The 14,457-nt window shown below is 63.2% G+C and carries 14 protein-coding genes; 7 read left to right on the top strand and 7 right to left on the bottom strand.

Going from position 1 to position 14,457, the window contains the following annotated elements; all coding sequences use genetic code 11:
• Positions 1 to 125 precede the first annotated feature (125 nt).
• Positions 126 to 1,016, top strand: coding sequence for a YicC/YloC family endoribonuclease (locus NKI72_RS10150; protein WP_352471095.1), 891 nt, complete (start codon positions 126 to 128; stop codon positions 1,014 to 1,016).
• Between the two features lie 33 nt (positions 1,017 to 1,049).
• The gene (gene gmk / locus NKI72_RS10145) at positions 1,050 to 1,706 is read left to right on the top strand and encodes a guanylate kinase (RefSeq protein WP_023677701.1); all 657 of its coding nucleotides are present in this window, start codon (positions 1,050 to 1,052) and stop codon (positions 1,704 to 1,706) included.
• On the opposite strand, the gene NKI72_RS10140 is transcribed toward gmk, so the two are convergent.
• The 7 genes from NKI72_RS10140 to lptF all read right to left on the bottom strand — a co-directional run bounded on the left by NKI72_RS10140 (position 1,707) and on the right by lptF (position 9,759).
• Entirely contained in the window at positions 1,707 to 2,000 is a 294-nt protein-coding gene (locus NKI72_RS10140; protein ID WP_352471096.1) for a DUF1330 domain-containing protein, read from the bottom strand.
• A gap of 74 nt (positions 2,001 to 2,074) precedes the next feature.
• A complete protein-coding gene (gene rsmA / locus NKI72_RS10135) occupies positions 2,075 to 2,914 on the bottom strand; it encodes a 16S rRNA (adenine(1518)-N(6)/adenine(1519)-N(6))-dimethyltransferase RsmA (RefSeq protein WP_352471097.1) in 840 nt (279 codons plus the stop codon).
• 67 nt (positions 2,915 to 2,981) lie between these two features.
• A complete protein-coding gene (gene pdxA, locus NKI72_RS10130) occupies positions 2,982 to 4,001 on the bottom strand; it encodes a 4-hydroxythreonine-4-phosphate dehydrogenase PdxA (RefSeq protein ID WP_352850107.1) in 1,020 nt (339 codons plus the stop codon).
• Positions 4,002 to 4,013: 12 nt separating this feature from the next.
• Positions 4,014 to 4,940 carry a peptidylprolyl isomerase gene (locus NKI72_RS10125; RefSeq protein ID WP_352453231.1) on the bottom strand — a complete coding sequence of 309 codons (927 nt, stop codon included), beginning with the start codon at positions 4,938 to 4,940 and terminating at the stop codon, positions 4,014 to 4,016.
• Positions 4,941 to 5,057: 117 nt separating this feature from the next.
• Entirely contained in the window at positions 5,058 to 7,475 is a 2,418-nt protein-coding gene (locus NKI72_RS10120) for an LPS-assembly protein LptD (RefSeq protein WP_352850106.1), read from the bottom strand.
• Positions 7,475 to 8,560: an LPS export ABC transporter permease LptG gene (lptG, locus tag NKI72_RS10115; RefSeq protein WP_023677695.1), complete on the bottom strand. Its 1,086-nt coding sequence runs from the start codon at positions 8,558 to 8,560 to the stop codon at positions 7,475 to 7,477. Before lptG ends, NKI72_RS10120 begins: the two co-directional genes overlap by 1 nt.
• Positions 8,557 to 9,759, bottom strand: coding sequence for an LPS export ABC transporter permease LptF (gene lptF, locus NKI72_RS10110; RefSeq protein ID WP_352850105.1), 1,203 nt, complete (start codon positions 9,757 to 9,759; stop codon positions 8,557 to 8,559). The genes lptG and lptF overlap by 4 nt, the downstream gene beginning before the upstream one ends.
• A gap of 354 nt (positions 9,760 to 10,113) precedes the next feature.
• Between lptF and NKI72_RS10105 the strand changes: the two genes are divergently transcribed.
• The 5 genes from NKI72_RS10105 to NKI72_RS10085 form a co-directional block, all read left to right on the top strand.
• Positions 10,114 to 11,280 (top strand): flavin-containing monooxygenase, encoded by a 1,167-nt coding sequence (locus NKI72_RS10105; RefSeq protein WP_352471100.1) that lies wholly within the window; start codon positions 10,114 to 10,116, stop codon positions 11,278 to 11,280.
• A gap of 73 nt (positions 11,281 to 11,353) precedes the next feature.
• Entirely contained in the window at positions 11,354 to 11,737 is a 384-nt protein-coding gene (locus tag NKI72_RS10100) for a VOC family protein (RefSeq protein WP_352471101.1), read from the top strand.
• 49 nt (positions 11,738 to 11,786) lie between these two features.
• A complete protein-coding gene (locus NKI72_RS10095) occupies positions 11,787 to 13,283 on the top strand; it encodes a leucyl aminopeptidase (protein ID WP_352850135.1) in 1,497 nt (498 codons plus the stop codon).
• 38 nt (positions 13,284 to 13,321) lie between these two features.
• Positions 13,322 to 13,771 carry a DNA polymerase III subunit chi gene (locus NKI72_RS10090; RefSeq protein ID WP_023719810.1) on the top strand — a complete coding sequence of 150 codons (450 nt, stop codon included), beginning with the start codon at positions 13,322 to 13,324 and terminating at the stop codon, positions 13,769 to 13,771.
• 118 nt (positions 13,772 to 13,889) lie between these two features.
• Positions 13,890 to 14,457 (top strand): phosphotransferase (locus NKI72_RS10085; RefSeq protein WP_352850104.1); only part of this gene is annotated, 568 nt, incomplete at its 3' end.

The raw sequence follows: 14,457 nt of genomic DNA, 5'->3' as shown, positions 1-14,457 counted from the left end.
CAGTTTGGCCCTGTGCATATCCGGGTGGATGTGCAAGGGCTGCCATGGCATTGAAATTCACATGGTCCTGTCCGGAGAAAATCGCTCCGGCTTGAGGGGCATTCGGCAAAGGGACGCACGGCTACATGAACTTGCAGAGCATGACCGGTTTTGCGCGCAGTGTCGCCGAACACGACGGCACTTCGATTGCCTGGGAAGCCAAGTCCGTCAACGGCAAAAGCGTCGAGGTCAGGCTGCGGCTGCCGCAAGGTTTCGACCGGTTGGAGCCGGCCGTCCGGCAGACGGTGCAGAAGCGTTTTGCGCGCGGCAATTTCCAGATGACGCTGACCATTGGCCGCGCCGCCGGCGCGCAAGCGCAACCCGTGGTCAACGAGGCTTTCCTGAAGGATCTGGCGGGCTTGGCCAAGCGGCTGCAGGAGCAGTTCGGAGTAGCCCCTGCGGCGGCCGACGGCCTGCTTGCGCTGCGCGGCGTCCTCGACATTCCCGAAACCATCGAAACCGAAGAGGCGCGCAGTGCGCTCGATACCGCAATACTGTCGGCGCTGGAAGCAGCACTGAACGGGCTGCACCAGGCGCGCCAGGGCGAAGGTGCGGCACTTCGTTCCCTGCTGTCCGGCCATATCGATGCCATCGAGGCGCTGACGCTGCGGGCCGAGGCCGATCCATCACGCGAACCGGCCACGATCCGCGAAAGGCTCGCCGAGCAGATCCGCCTGTTGATGGACGCGTCTGCCAACCTGGACGCCAGCCGGCTGCATATGGAAGCGGCGTTCCTGGCCACCAAGGCCGACATACGCGAGGAGATCGACCGGCTGAAGACACATGTGGCGTCAGGCCGGGCGCTGCTCGGCGGCGGCGGCGCCATCGGCCGCAAGCTCGATTTCCTGGCACAGGAATTCAACCGCGAATCGAATACGCTGTGTTCCAAGTCGAATGCTGCCGCGGTCACCGCCATCGGGCTGGAACTGAAGGCGGTCGTCGACCAGTTTCGCGAACAGGTCCAGAATCTGGAATGATCCCGATGCCAAGCCACATGACTGCCAAGCCCCATGACCGCTAGGGATGTGGGTTCCCGCATTCGGCGCCGCGGGCTGATGCTGGTCTTGTCGTCGCCGTCAGGCGCCGGCAAGTCGACGATTGCGCGCAATCTGCTGGAGAGCGATTCCAGCCTGGAATTGTCGGTCTCGGTCACCACGCGGCCACGCCGCGGCAGCGAGATCGAGGGCGTCCATTACCACTTCCGTACCATGCGCGAGTTCGAGCGGCTGCGCGATTCCGATGCGCTGCTCGAATGGGCGGAGGTGCACGGCAATTGCTACGCGACGCCGCGCGAGCCGGCTGAACAGGCGCTGGCCGAAGGCCGCGACATGCTGTTCGACATCGACTGGCAAGGCGCTCAGCAGCTCAAGGAGAAGATGCGCGCCGACATCGTCTCGATATTCATCCTGCCGCCATCGATGAAGGAATTGAAGGCGCGGCTGAAGCGTCGCGCCGAGGACCAGGAAGCGGTGATCGAGACGCGGCTCAAGAACGCCCGCAACGAGATCGAGCACTGGAAGGAATATGATTTCGTCATCGTCAACGACGATCTCGACCGCGCTTTCGCCGAGGTGCGCGGCATCGTCACCGCCGAACGGCTCAGACGCGATCGCCGGCCCGGCCTGTTCGATTTCGTCTCGGGGCTGCTCGACGAGAAGACGGATTGATCAACGCGCTATCCCCTCGACCAGGATCAGATTGCGGCTGAGCGCGGCGTCGCGCAGCTCCAATGCAGCGGCGTATTCGGCCGAGCGATACCAGCGCCGCGCCGTGTCCATGTCGGGGAATTCGACGATGATCAGCGGCCCGGGAGACCAGTCGCCTTCCAACATTTCCACCTTGCCACCGCGTACCAGATAGCGCCCGCCGTGCTGGGCGATGGGGGCAGCCGCGCGGATGCGATAAGCTTCGATCGCCTCTGCGTCGCGGATCGTGACGTCGGAAATGACATAGGCGGCCATTGCTTGTCTCCGGGCAGGTTTGTCCGGCTATCTATGCCGTGAGAGCGGAAATTCCACGCAGACGCGTCCCGGCATCACACCGCGTTGGTCAGGCGAACGAACTCCTCGACGCTCAGCGTCTCGGCGCGCCTGGTCGGATCGATGCCGGCACGGGCAAGCAGCGCCTCGCCGCCGAGGCTTTTCACGCTCTGCCGCAGCATTTTCCGGCGCTGGCCAAACGCCGCTTCGGTGACGCGGCTGAGCCGTTTCACCTCTGCCGGCAAGGGGCTGGCGCGCGGCACCAGATGCACGACCGAGGACGTCACCTTGGGTGGCGGCGTGAACGCCTGCGGCGGCACGTCGAAGGCAATCCTCGCCTCCGTCCGCCAGCCTGCCAGCACGCCGAGCCGACCATAGGCATCGCTGCCGGGGCTGGCTGCAATGCGTTCGGCGACCTCGCGCTGGAACATCAGTGTCATCGATGTGTAGAAGGGCGGCCACTCGGTAACGGTCAGCCAGCGGATCAGCAATTCGGTGCCGATATTGTAGGGCAGGTTGGCAACGATTTTCGCCGGCCCGCCGCCTCCCGGCACTCCTTTTGCAAGCGCTGCAAAATCAGCTTTCAGCGCATCGCCGGCTACGATCTCTAGCCGGCCCGGATAGTGGTTCGCGATCTCGGCCAAGGCCGCCAGGCAGCGCTCATCGCGCTCGATGGCGACGACCCGCCGGGCGCCGTTGAGGAGCAGGGCCCGGGTCAGCCCGCCCGGACCGGGACCGACCTCGATAACCGTAACGTCGCTCAGGTCGCCGGCGGTTCGCGCAATCTTGCTTGTCAGGTTAAGGTCGAGCAGAAAATTCTGGCCCAGCGCCTTTTTCGCCTGCAGCCCATGGCGCTCGATCACCTCGCGCAGTGGCGGCAGGCCGTCTATGCTCATCGGGCTGGGCTCATCAGGCGGGCTCATCGGGTTAAGGCCATCGAATATGGCTGATTGGGCTCAGGGCCTACGGCCTTTTCCCGGTATCGGCAAGAACGCGAGCGAGTTTCAGCGCTGCAATCAGGCTGCCGGCACGGGCGATGCCCTTGCCGGCGATATCGAAGGCGGTGCCGTGGTCGGGCGAGGTGCGGACGAAGGGCAGGCCGAGCGTGACGTTGACCGCCTCGTCAAACGCCAGCGCCTTGGCCGGGATCAGCGCCTGGTCGTGATACATACAGAGCGCCACGTCGTAGCCGGCGCGGGCGCGAGCATGAAACAGCGTGTCGGCCGGCAACGGCCCGAAGGCGTCGATCCCTTCCTGCCTCAGCCGGTCGACCGCCGGGCGCACGATCCGCTCGTCTTCGGTGCCCATGGTGCCGCCTTCGCCGGCATGCGGGTTGAGGCCGGCAATGGCGAGCCGCGGCTTGGCAATTCCGAAGCGGTTCGCAAGGTCGGCGGCGGTGATGCGGCCGGTGGCGACGATAAGGTCCGTCGTCAGCGCTTTCGGCACCTCGGCCAGCGCGATGTGGATGGTGACCGGCACGGTGCGCAGGTCCGGTCCGGCAAGCAGCATCACCGGTGTCACTTCGGTGCCGGTGTGAAGCGATGCCAGATGCGCCAGATATTCGGTGTGGCCGGGAAAGCGAAAGCCGGCGTCGTAGAGCGGCTTCTTGGCAATGGGGCAGGTGACGACTGCGGCAGCGCGGCCGGCCAGGCAATCGGCAACTGCGCAGTCGATCGCCTCGATGATGCCGGCGGCGTTGGCTGGATCCGGGCGGCCGGGACTGTCGACGAAACGGGCAGCAAGCGCCACCACCGGCAGAGCGCGCGAAAACACCCCCGGCGCTAACGCCGGCGTCGTCTCGGCAATCGCGATATCGGTGCCGAGCCTGTGCGCTCGCGCGGCAATCAGTGCCGGATCGGCAAGGAGATAAAATGACGGAACGCCAGCGCTTTCGCGGGCCTGCCAAGCAGCGATGGCGATGTCCGGCCCCACGCCGGACGGATCGCCGACGCTCAACGCCAGCGGAAGCTCTGCGTCAGCCACGGCGCGTCGACTTCAGCGCTCGATTATGCGGGCTTTCTTCCGCAACTCCTCGACATATTTCTTCGAGAGCTCGTCGGCGTTCTTGTCGCTCGAACCTTCACTCTGGAACACCATCTGCGCGGCTTTGTCGTCTGACACTTCGCGCGACGAGCAGATGCCGATGAATTCGACACCGCGGTCGGTTTCGCGCGTCGTGGTGGCGCCGCCGACCTTTGTAGCCTTTATCTGCTCGGCCCAGTCCGCCGGCAATTGCGGCGCCAGCACCCGGCCGAGATCGCGAACGGTGACATCGATCAGGCCCTTGGCGAATTCGCGCGTGGTGTTGCAGCCGTTGAAGCGGGCGCGCATAGCGTCGGCTTCGCGTTTGCGCTTGGCCAGCGTCGCGCTGCGCTCGGCCGCCGGCACCACGAAGATGACCTGCTGCAGCATGTACTCTGTGGCGCTCGGTTTGCTGCCGCCTTTTTCGAGCATGCGCTTGACGAGGTCCTGCTCGCTCATGGCGCCGCCGCCGTCGCTAGAACGGTGACGCGCGGTCAGCGCCTGGTTCCAGGCCATCTGCGCCCGGATAAAGTCCTTGAAATGCTCCTTGGTGACGCCGGATTGCGCCATCGCGCCGTCAAGCTGCTTGAGCGGCATCTTGTTGCTGGTGGCGAAACGCTGATAAGCGGCATCGACCTGCTCGTCGCTGATGCGGATGCCGAGCCGCCGGGCTTCGGCCAGGCGCAGCGTCTGGTCGATCATTTCCTGGCCGGCATCGCCCTTTCTGTGCTGCAGGCGCAGGAAAGCGGCCCGATGCTGGATGTCGCCGGTGGTGATCGGTATATTGTTGACGACGTATTTGATCTCGGTGGCGAAAACTGGCCGCGTCACCGCGGTGGTCGAGAACGCCACCAGCAGCGCGAACCCTGCCGAAAAGAGGTATTTCCTCATCGAAAGCATCCCAATTCCATCCCGATTCAGCCGAACCTATCCCAGTTCAGGCCGTCAAAATTCGTGCCTGCTCTATGCGGCGAAACAATGTCGTCCGCCAGCCGCCCCGTTGCCGACCGCTGCCCGTTATTGAATGGTGTCGATGGAGCGTTGCGACGAGCCGAAATCGCCGAGCGTGCGGAACGACAGGTTGAAGCCGACGTTCTGCGATACTTCCTTGGTGTTCAGGTCACGTCTTTCCGAAAACGTCATCAAATAGGTAAAGCACGAATCACTATAGGCAAAGCCGACCCCGTCCTTGACCAGAACGCTCTGCTCCAGATCATATGTGCCGGTGCCAAAGACGCGCCAATTCTCGGCAAGATGTGTCGAGGCGCCGAGCGTAACCTCATGGCGATCGGTTGAGAAGCCATAGAGTGGCTGCGCCTGGATGAAGGCGTATTTGGCGCTCAGCGATACCGGCAGGCCTGAAAAGGCGGCCTTTACCTCAGCGCGGCGGATCTCGAAGCTTTGCTCGTCGAAACGGCCGCTGACCGAGCCGGAAAACCCGCTGGGGCTGTTGAAGCCGACAAGGCCGACATAGTCGGAGGTTGCAGTTTCAAGGCCTGAATAGGCGCCGACATTGACCAGGTCCGGCGTGCCGAACGAGTTCTGGCCGCCCAGCTGGTAGGATTGGCCGAACACCGCATTGGTGCCCCAGCCATTGTCATATGCGCCGGAATAGCGCAGCCCGACATTGGCGCGTGTGCCGCCTTCCATGCGGTCATAGCCCGAGAATTTGTCGCGCTCGAACAGCGTCGTGGCGTCGAAGACGAAGCTCTGGGCGTCCTCGTTGGGGACCGCCAGCCCGCCGACATATTGCTCGTTCGGACGCATGAATACCTGCGCCATCGGTTCGAAGACATGGCTGGAACTGGTCATCGAAAACAGCACCGGCCAGCGCATCTCAAGGCCGGCGGTCGCCATGTAGCGGGCAAGCGATGAACGCATATCGTCCTCGACGCCGAGATTGGTCGCCATCTGGTTGACGGCGTCGAGCGAGGCCGAGGAGGCGTTGACGTAGCCGGCGTCGCCGCGCAGCGCCAGGAGCGGTGTCAGCAGCAGCCCGCCATCGGTGGTGAAGGTGCGCTTCCATTCGGCTTCCGCGGTAAGGCGCCCGGATTGACCGTCGATGCCGCGGACGTTGTTGACGGACGAAGGGATGCCCGAATTTGCAAGAGCCGTATCGAGCCTGTCGCGGTCAATGACCCGCGCGTTGACGTCGAACGACAGCTGCCCGCCGGCCACCGGCGTGTCGGGGATATAGGCGTAGTCGAGCGAGGGCAGCACCCAGGGCTGCTTGGCGGCGCGTGCAGTCGGATCGCTGGCGAGCGTGTCTTCCTGAACCTCAAAGTGCATGGCGCGCACGTCGAAGTAATTGCGATCGTTGAGCCCCGTCAGGTACACGTCGGAGCGGTGCACGCTATCGTTGAAGCCATCGATGTCGTAGGTGCGCGCGAAATTCTTATCGCTCTGCAGCAGGATGTCCCAGCCGAAGTCCCAGCGCGGGTTGATGGCGAACTGGCCCTGGGTGCCCATCATGCCGCGGAACCTGTTCGGGTCGCCTTCGGTACCCGAATTCACGTTGTGGCCATTGTCGTCGATGAAGGCGTCGGGATTCTCCTGCCGGATGCCCGCAATCTTCAGGCTGTACTGACCGTTGTTGAAGCGCTGCCTCCACTCGGCCTCACCGAGGAAACCTTGCTTGGTATAGCCGCTGCCAGTGACAGTGAGATCGTAGGTCGGCGAGAGCGCGAAATAATAGGGGACTTTAACACCGACGCCGAGATCGCTCTTGTAGGCGACGCCGGGGATCAGGAAGCCGCTCTTGCGCTTGACCGTTGGGTCGGCGATCTCGAAAGCCGGCAGATAGGCCAGCGGAAAGCCGAAGAACTCGAAATTCGAGTTCTCGAAGCGAACCGTCTTCTTCTCGCCGTTCCAGATGATCTTCCTGGCCTTGATACGCCAGGTCGGCGCTTTGTCGGGCTTGTCCTCGCACGGCTCGCAGGCGGTGTAGACGCCATTGTGGAACGTCGTCAGCACGCCGCCCATGCGCTCCGCGCTTTCGGCGGCGAAATACGCCTTGTCTATGGTCTCGACCCGCAGCGCGTTGACGAAGCCGTCGGCGAAATCGTCAGTGATGTCGGCATGCTGCGAATAGATTTTGGTGCCGTCGCTATTGACGAGTTCGACATTGCCGCTGGCGACGAGGCGTTTGGTGTTGCGGTTGTATTCGACCCGCTGGGCGACGAGACGGTTGCCGCCGTAGTCGATCTGGACGCCGCCGACGGCCGTCACGGTCTGCTTGTCGTTGTCGTAGACCAGCGTATCGGCTGCCAGCAGCATCTGCGTGCCGCTCGGAACCTTCGTTGCCAGCTCACTGACGTCCTGGGCGAAAGCCGGAGCAACCGGGGCGGCGCTGGCAAGCAGGCATGCCAAGGCGCTCGCCGCAGAGAGGCGTGCCAAACCGGCGTGCCTATGGCTGCGCAAAACCGCCTCCCTCACTAGCCGTCTTCCTTGTATAGCAGGAATGTCACCCCGAAGAACATAGCCACGACAACCGGGACCCAAGCCGCTACGGCCGTGGGTACGAATCCCGCTACGCCGAATGCCTTGACCAGCACCGAAACGACATAAAGCAGAAACCCGGCCACGATGCCACCCAGAATCATCGTTGCCGACTGCCCCATCCTCGCAAATCGCATTGATACCGTTGCCGCAATCAGCGTCATCGCGACAAGCAGGAACGGCAGCGCAATCAGGGAATTGAACTGCATGGCGAAGGCATTTGCCTTGAGGCCGAAGGAGCGGGCCACTTCGATCTTGCCGGGCAGATCGTAGAAGGGAATGGTCTCAGGGCGCGCCAACCGCTCTTGCACGAATTCCGGCTTGAGATTGGTCGGCAGCCGATCGCTGGGTAACGACTGGATGGTACCGTCCCGGAACACCTTGACGTCCTGCAATTCCCAGTAGCCGTCCCGCAAAAAGGCGCGCGCCGCATCCTTGCGCTCGATGATGTCGCCTTGCGGGCTGAAGCTGAAGAAGACCGCGTCGGCCATCTCCAGGCCTTGATTGAGAATGGCGCGCGCGCCGATGATGGTGTCGCCGGCGTTGGTTTTCTGCCTGATCCAGGGCGCAGCATCGGCCGAGACGCTGTTCGACTTGCCCGAACGGAGCTGGGTCTCGATCTCCTCGGACCAGGAATAGGCGTGCGCGGCTACCGGATTGATGACGCCGACCGACAAGGCTCCAAACAGCAGCGCCCCGATGCAGCACGGCAGCAGGAATTGCCATGCGGAAACCCCGGCGGAACGGGCAATGACCAATTCGTATTTGCGGTTGAGCGACACCAACGTCGCCATCGCCGAGAACAGGCCGACGAACGGCACCGTCTGCAGCATGATCATCGGCATCCTGAGCCCCGAAATGGCGAACGCAGTTGCGTAGGTGAAGCCCGGCACGCCAGTCGTGCGGCCGGAAAGCTCGGTGAAATCGATCAGGAACACCAGCGCCAAGAGGCCGATGAAGAACCAGATGGTGATCGTCACATAGCGAAAGAAGAAGTACCGACCCAGAGTCCAGCCCATCAGCCGGCTCCCTGTCCGGATGCGCCACGCCCGGCAAAACGGAGCTTGATGGCGCTCCAGCCGTCACTGAAGCGGCCGGCAAGATTGGTTATCCAATCGGCCCAGGCAATCGGCAGTTCCATGGTCCGGTTGGAAACAATGAACCAGATGGCGATCGCCGATGCCACGATCGGGACGCCGTAGACCATATAGGCATATTGCGGCACCTTGTCGGCCTTGCCGGCGGCAAAGAACCCGAGCCAGCGCACGAACAGCGCGATCGCGATTGCCGTGATCAGCGGGTGCACACGCGCCTCGCGATGCGAGCGCGCATCTCCGGCAACGGCGAGCGCGATCAGCGCGAAGACGAGCGAATAGGACCACTCGGAAAAACGCTGGTTGAGCTCGGCCAGGTACCTGTTCGGCTTTTGCTGGTACATCTTGTCGTTCGGACTGGGATTGAGCAGATACTGGGTCGTCCGGTCCTTCGGCAAAAGCAGGATATCAGATGATGCCGACATGAAAGCGGACAAGTCGAAGGCGTAGGAGGTGAACCGGATCACCGAGAGGTCGCCGGTCATGGTTTTGCGATGGATGACGCCGTCATTCATCATCAGCACCTTCTCGTCGCCGCGTTCGATGATGCTGCCGGTCTTGGCGTAGTAGATGAGATTGACGCCTTCTTCGCGCGAATCGGCGACGAAGATGCCGCCGAGGCGGTTGTCGGGAAGCCGTTCGCCAACCTGCAGGAACAGGCCGTCGTCGATCTTGCGGAAGGTGCCTTCCTGGATGATCAACGACAACAGATCGGCACGCGATGACGCAATCAACTCGCGGTTCTTCTGGCGTGCGTAAGGGTCGACGCCATTGTCGACGGCGAAGGAAAAAACGCTGGCTGCAAGTGCCAGAAGCATGATCGGCCTGACGATGGTCCAGCGTGAAGCGCCGGCGGCATTGATGACGGCCAGCTCCGAATCAGAATTCATCACGCTGAGGATCTGGGCGACCGCGACCACCAGGGCGAACGGCACGACGATCGGAACGATCGTCGGGATGATCAGCGCTGCGACTTCGAAGAAGGTGAGGGCCGACTGACCGCTATCGGTGACGAGGTCGATGCGGGCGAGCACCTGAGTCGTCCAGACGATCGCCAGCGTCCAGACAAGCGCCAGCGCGAATACCGCGAAAGCACGGCGCATGATGTAACGTTCAACGACCTTCATGAAGGCTTTTCTCGGCGATTTCGAACGGCATCATGCCTTGGAACAAGGTAGTCGTCCGGCGCCGGCTGCACAACTGGCTCAGTTTGGCGGTTCGATCTGGGTTCTGTCCCGGATCGCAAATTCCGCTGGGCCGGAGTGTCGGCGGCAATGGATAAGAAAGGGCGAACATTGTTGGTTAACAACAGGTTGCGGCGGGAAGCGGGGCCGTGCCGCGACGAATCGTGGATGGTTCGATATCGCATATGGGAGCGATTTCGGCCAAAGTCTTGTCAAATGCGGCAAAACGACCAAATGTCGCGCCGGTCGCGACCGCCGCGGCGTGATAAGACGGGTCAGGATCTGTTGAGCCCCAGCATGGAAGCGGAAAAATTGCGCGGTCAAACCGGTCGGGAAGCGGTCTTTGACGGCGCGATCGTGGTCGGGGCCGGCGCGGCCGGCCTTGCCGCCGCCCACGCCTTGATGAAGGCCGGCGTACCGACGCTCGTCCTGGAAAAGGAGAGCCGGCTTGCCGAACCCTGGCATCGGCGGCACCAGCGGCTGCACCTCAATACGCATCGCGATCTCTCGACGCTGCCCGGCGTCGGCTATCCCGCAGGCACCCCGGCTTTTCCGCATAAATCGGCCGTCATTCGCCATCTGAACGATTTCAGCCAGGCGCATGGTCTGCCGGTCGCATTCGGCGTTGCCGTTGAAGAGATCACGTTCGATGGCGATCACTGGACCGTGCGGACGAACGCCGGACGTCGTCTGGCGCGTCATGTCGTCGTCGCCACCGGGCGCGACCGGCAGCCGTTTATTCCTGCGTGGAAAGGCATGAAGGATTTTGCAGGCCGGATTATCCATTCGGCCGATTTTGGCGAGGCGAAGGACTACGTCGGCAAAAGGGTGCTGGTCGTCGGAGCCGGCAATTCGGGGTTCGACGCACTCAACCATCTTGCGAATGCAGATGCCCAAAGCATCTGGCTGTCGGCCCGCAACGGCCCGTCGCTGCTGCCGAAACGCATCGGCAAGGTCGCCGTCCACAGGCTTTCACCGTTGATGGCGAGCTTGCCGGTGCGGCTGGCCGATGCGGTGATGGCGACAACCCAGCGCCTGGTTTTCGGCGACCTGACGAAATTTGGGCTTCCGCCGGCTCCTATAGGCGGTGCGAGCCGTCTGAGCGCCGACTACACCGCGATCGCAGCCGATGACGGCGCCGTCCGCGCCATAAAGGCAGGCACGATCGTGGTGGTGCCACCATTGCGGGAATTTACCCACGACGGCATCGTATTGAATGACGGCAGGTCGATCACGCCCGATATCGTCATTGCGGCGACCGGCTATCGCACCGGTCTGGAGCAGATGTTCGGCAAGCTCGGCGTTCTCGACGGCAAGGGCGTTCCGCTTTTCAACGGCGGCGATGCCGATCCGAAATTGCCCGGTCTGTGGTTTACCGGCATGCGGCCGAGCATTCGCGGTTGTTTCGCTAACGCCCGCATTCAGGCCAGGGCGATAGCGGCGCGGATTGTCAAGCAGCGATGATGAGCCGGACTATGCCGACTGTTCCGCCCGCAATAGACACGCCTTGTTGAAAGGTGCTCGAACCGAAAGGTCAATGGTCATGACGCCAGTCAGCATTCGCTACATGGTCGATGATGTCGCCGCCTCGATCGACTTCTACTGTGGACATCTGGGCTTCGCTGTTGAACAGGACGCGCGACCGGCTTTTGCTTCCGTGACACGCGGCGCTTTACGGCTCCTTCTAAGCGGCCCCGGCAGTTCGGGTGCACGGGCGATGCCGGATGGCCGGCAACCGGTGCCGGGAGGTTGGAATCGCATCCTGTTGGTGGTGCCGGACCTGAAAGAAGAGGTTGCGCGCCTCAAGAGTGCTGGACTTGTCTTTCGCAACGATATCATAACGGGCGTCGGCGGTTCCCAGACGCTGCTCGAAGATCCATCGGGCAATGTTATCGAGCTGTTTCAACCCGCCGCTCACTGACGAACGTTTCTCGCAATAATCCAACTCACTTCCCCGAAAGCAGGACATGATGAATTCGAGACCCTCGATCGCCTTTGCCAAATTCGCCGCGCCCAAAAAAGGCAGCGTTTTCGTTCTGGTGACCGACGAGGGCGGCCTCAGCGATGCCGCCAGGGCTTGCGATCCGGCAAAGACCCTCGAGCGGGCTTTTCCGGTCGCCGACTTCACCGGCAAATTCGCCAGCCTGGTCGAAGTGCTGGCACCGGAAGGGACATCGATCGAGCGGCTGGTGGCGGTCGGTGCCGGCAAGGGCTCCAATCTCGATGATTACGCCTGGCTGAAGCTCGGCGGCACGATTGCCGCATCCTTTCGCAAGGCAACCGAAGTGGCCGTCGTGCTCGATCTTCCCGGTGCGGCCGTCAGCGGCAGGCAAGCCGTTCAGCTTGCAGCGGGCATCCTGCTGCGCAGCTATTCCTTCGACAAGTACAAGACCAAAAAGAACAATGGTGACGACAGGGGCGAGCCAAAAAAGCCGGTCAAGGTGACTATTCACACCGCCGATCCGGCAGCTGCAAAGAAGGCCTTCGCCGATGAAGCGGCGGTGATCGACGGCGTCTTGCTGGCGCGCGATTTGGTCAATGAACCGGCCAATGTTTTGGGACCGGTGGAATTCGCCGCCCGCATCGCCGAACTGGAGGCGCTCGGCGTCACGGTCGAGATCCTGGCCGAGAAGGAGATGAAGAAGCTCGGCATGGGTTCGCTGCTGGGCGTAGCGCAGGGTTCGCCGCGTGGCGCCCGCATCGCGGTCATGCGGTGGGACGGCGGCAAGGCCAAGGAAAGCCCGGTCGCCTTCGTCGGCAAGGGCGTCACCTTCGACACCGGCGGCAATTCGATCAAGCCGGCGTCGGGCATGGAGGACATGAAGGGCGACATGGGCGGCGCTGCTGCCGTCACCGGCCTGATGCACGCGCTGGCCGCGCGCAAGGCGAAGGTCAATGTCGTCGGCATTGTCGGGCTGGTTGAAAACGCCGTCGACGGCCACGCTCAGCGACCGGGCGACATTGTCACCTCGATGTCGGGTCAGACTATCGAAGTGCTCAATACCGACGCCGAGGGCCGCCTGGTGCTGGCCGATGCGCTCTGGTACTGCAACGACCGCTTCCAGCCGAAATTCATGATCAATCTGGCGACGCTGACCGGCGCCATCATGGTCGCGCTCGGCCAGCATTATGCCGGCCTGTTCTCCAACAATGACGAGTTGGCGGACCGGCTGACGGCGGCCGGACAGGCGACGCAGGAGCGGGTGTGGCGCATGCCGCTCGGTGCCGAATACGACAAGCTGATCGATTCCAAGAATGCTGACATGAAGAACATCGGCGGCCGCCATGGCGGCGCCATTATCGCCGCGCAGTTCCTGCAGCGCTTCGTCAAGGACACGCCCTGGGCGCATCTCGACATCGCCGGCACGGCGATGGGCGCGCCTTCCAACGAGATCAACCAGTCATGGGCTTCCGGCTTCGGCGTCAGGCTGCTCGACCGGCTGGTGCGCGATCATTACGAGCAATGAGCGGCTGGGGCGGGACTCCGACAATGTAGACTGAACGCATGGCCGAGATTCTGTTTTATCACCTGACCGAATCGACGCTGGAGGATGCGTTGCCCGGCCTCCTGGAGCGCAGTATCGATCGCGGCTGGCGTGCTGTGGTGCAGACCGGCACCGAGGAACGGCGCGACGCGCTGGACCAGCATCTGTGGACTTTCCGGGACGATTCATTCCTGGCCCACGCAACGGATCGCGAAGCCCATCCCGCCGAGCAGCCGGTGCTTCTGACCGTCGGCCCTGACAATCCGAACCAGGCGCAGATACGCTTCCTGGTCGATGGGGCGGTGCCGCCGGAGCTTGGCGGCTACCAGCGCGCCGTGTTCCTGTTCGACGGTCACGATGCAGCCCAGCTAGAGGCGGCACGCACGCACTGGAAGACAATGAAGGAGGCCGGCCACACCGTGACCTACTGGCAGCAAACGCCTGACCGGCGCTGGGAACGCAAGGCTTAGAGAATTTGCCGGCAAGGGAATCACTGGCGCCGCAAGAGTGCGACGACAAAAAGATGGACCGCCGGCTATTCAGAAGACCGGAGCAAGCCCGATGCCGCCCGATGAACGAACGCCAGGCATGCCGATAGATGCCGCACTTGTTCGCCGGCTGATTGCCGCGCAGTTCCCCAAATGGGCGGACCTGCCGGTAGAGACGGTCGAGCCTGGCGGCTGGGACAACCGCACGTTCCGGCTGGGCGACAGCATGTCGGTGCGGCTGCCGAGCGCTGCCGCCTATGTCGCCCAGGTCGAGAAGGAGCATCGCTGGCTGCCCCGCTTGGCGCCTCACCTGCCTCTGCCGATACCCGTGCCGCTGGCCAAAGGCGCGCCCGGGGAAGGCTATCTATGGCCTTGGTCCGTCTATCGCTGGCTTGGCGGCAGACCGGCGGCTGGTGGACTGATTGCCGATCTTACTGAGTTCGCCCGTTCGCTGGCCGGCTTTCTGGTTGCGCTCTACCGGATCGACGCTGCCGACGGGCCACCGGCAGGGCAGCATAATTTCCACCGCGGTGGCCGGCTTTCGGTCTACGACGCCGAGACCCGAGCCGCGCTCTCGGCGCTCGGCGGCCGCATCGACAAGGCCGCCGCCGAGGCCGTGTGGGCGCCGGGCCCGGGCGCCCCGTGGGCAACGCCGGCCCGGGGGGGGG

It is taken from the genome of Mesorhizobium sp. M0437 (genome assembly GCF_040321335.1).
In the GTDB taxonomy this organism is placed as follows: Bacteria; Pseudomonadota; Alphaproteobacteria; order Rhizobiales; family Rhizobiaceae; genus Mesorhizobium.
Note: the sequence above shows the minus strand (reverse complement) of the source record. Positions and strands in the feature narration are given on the sequence as shown.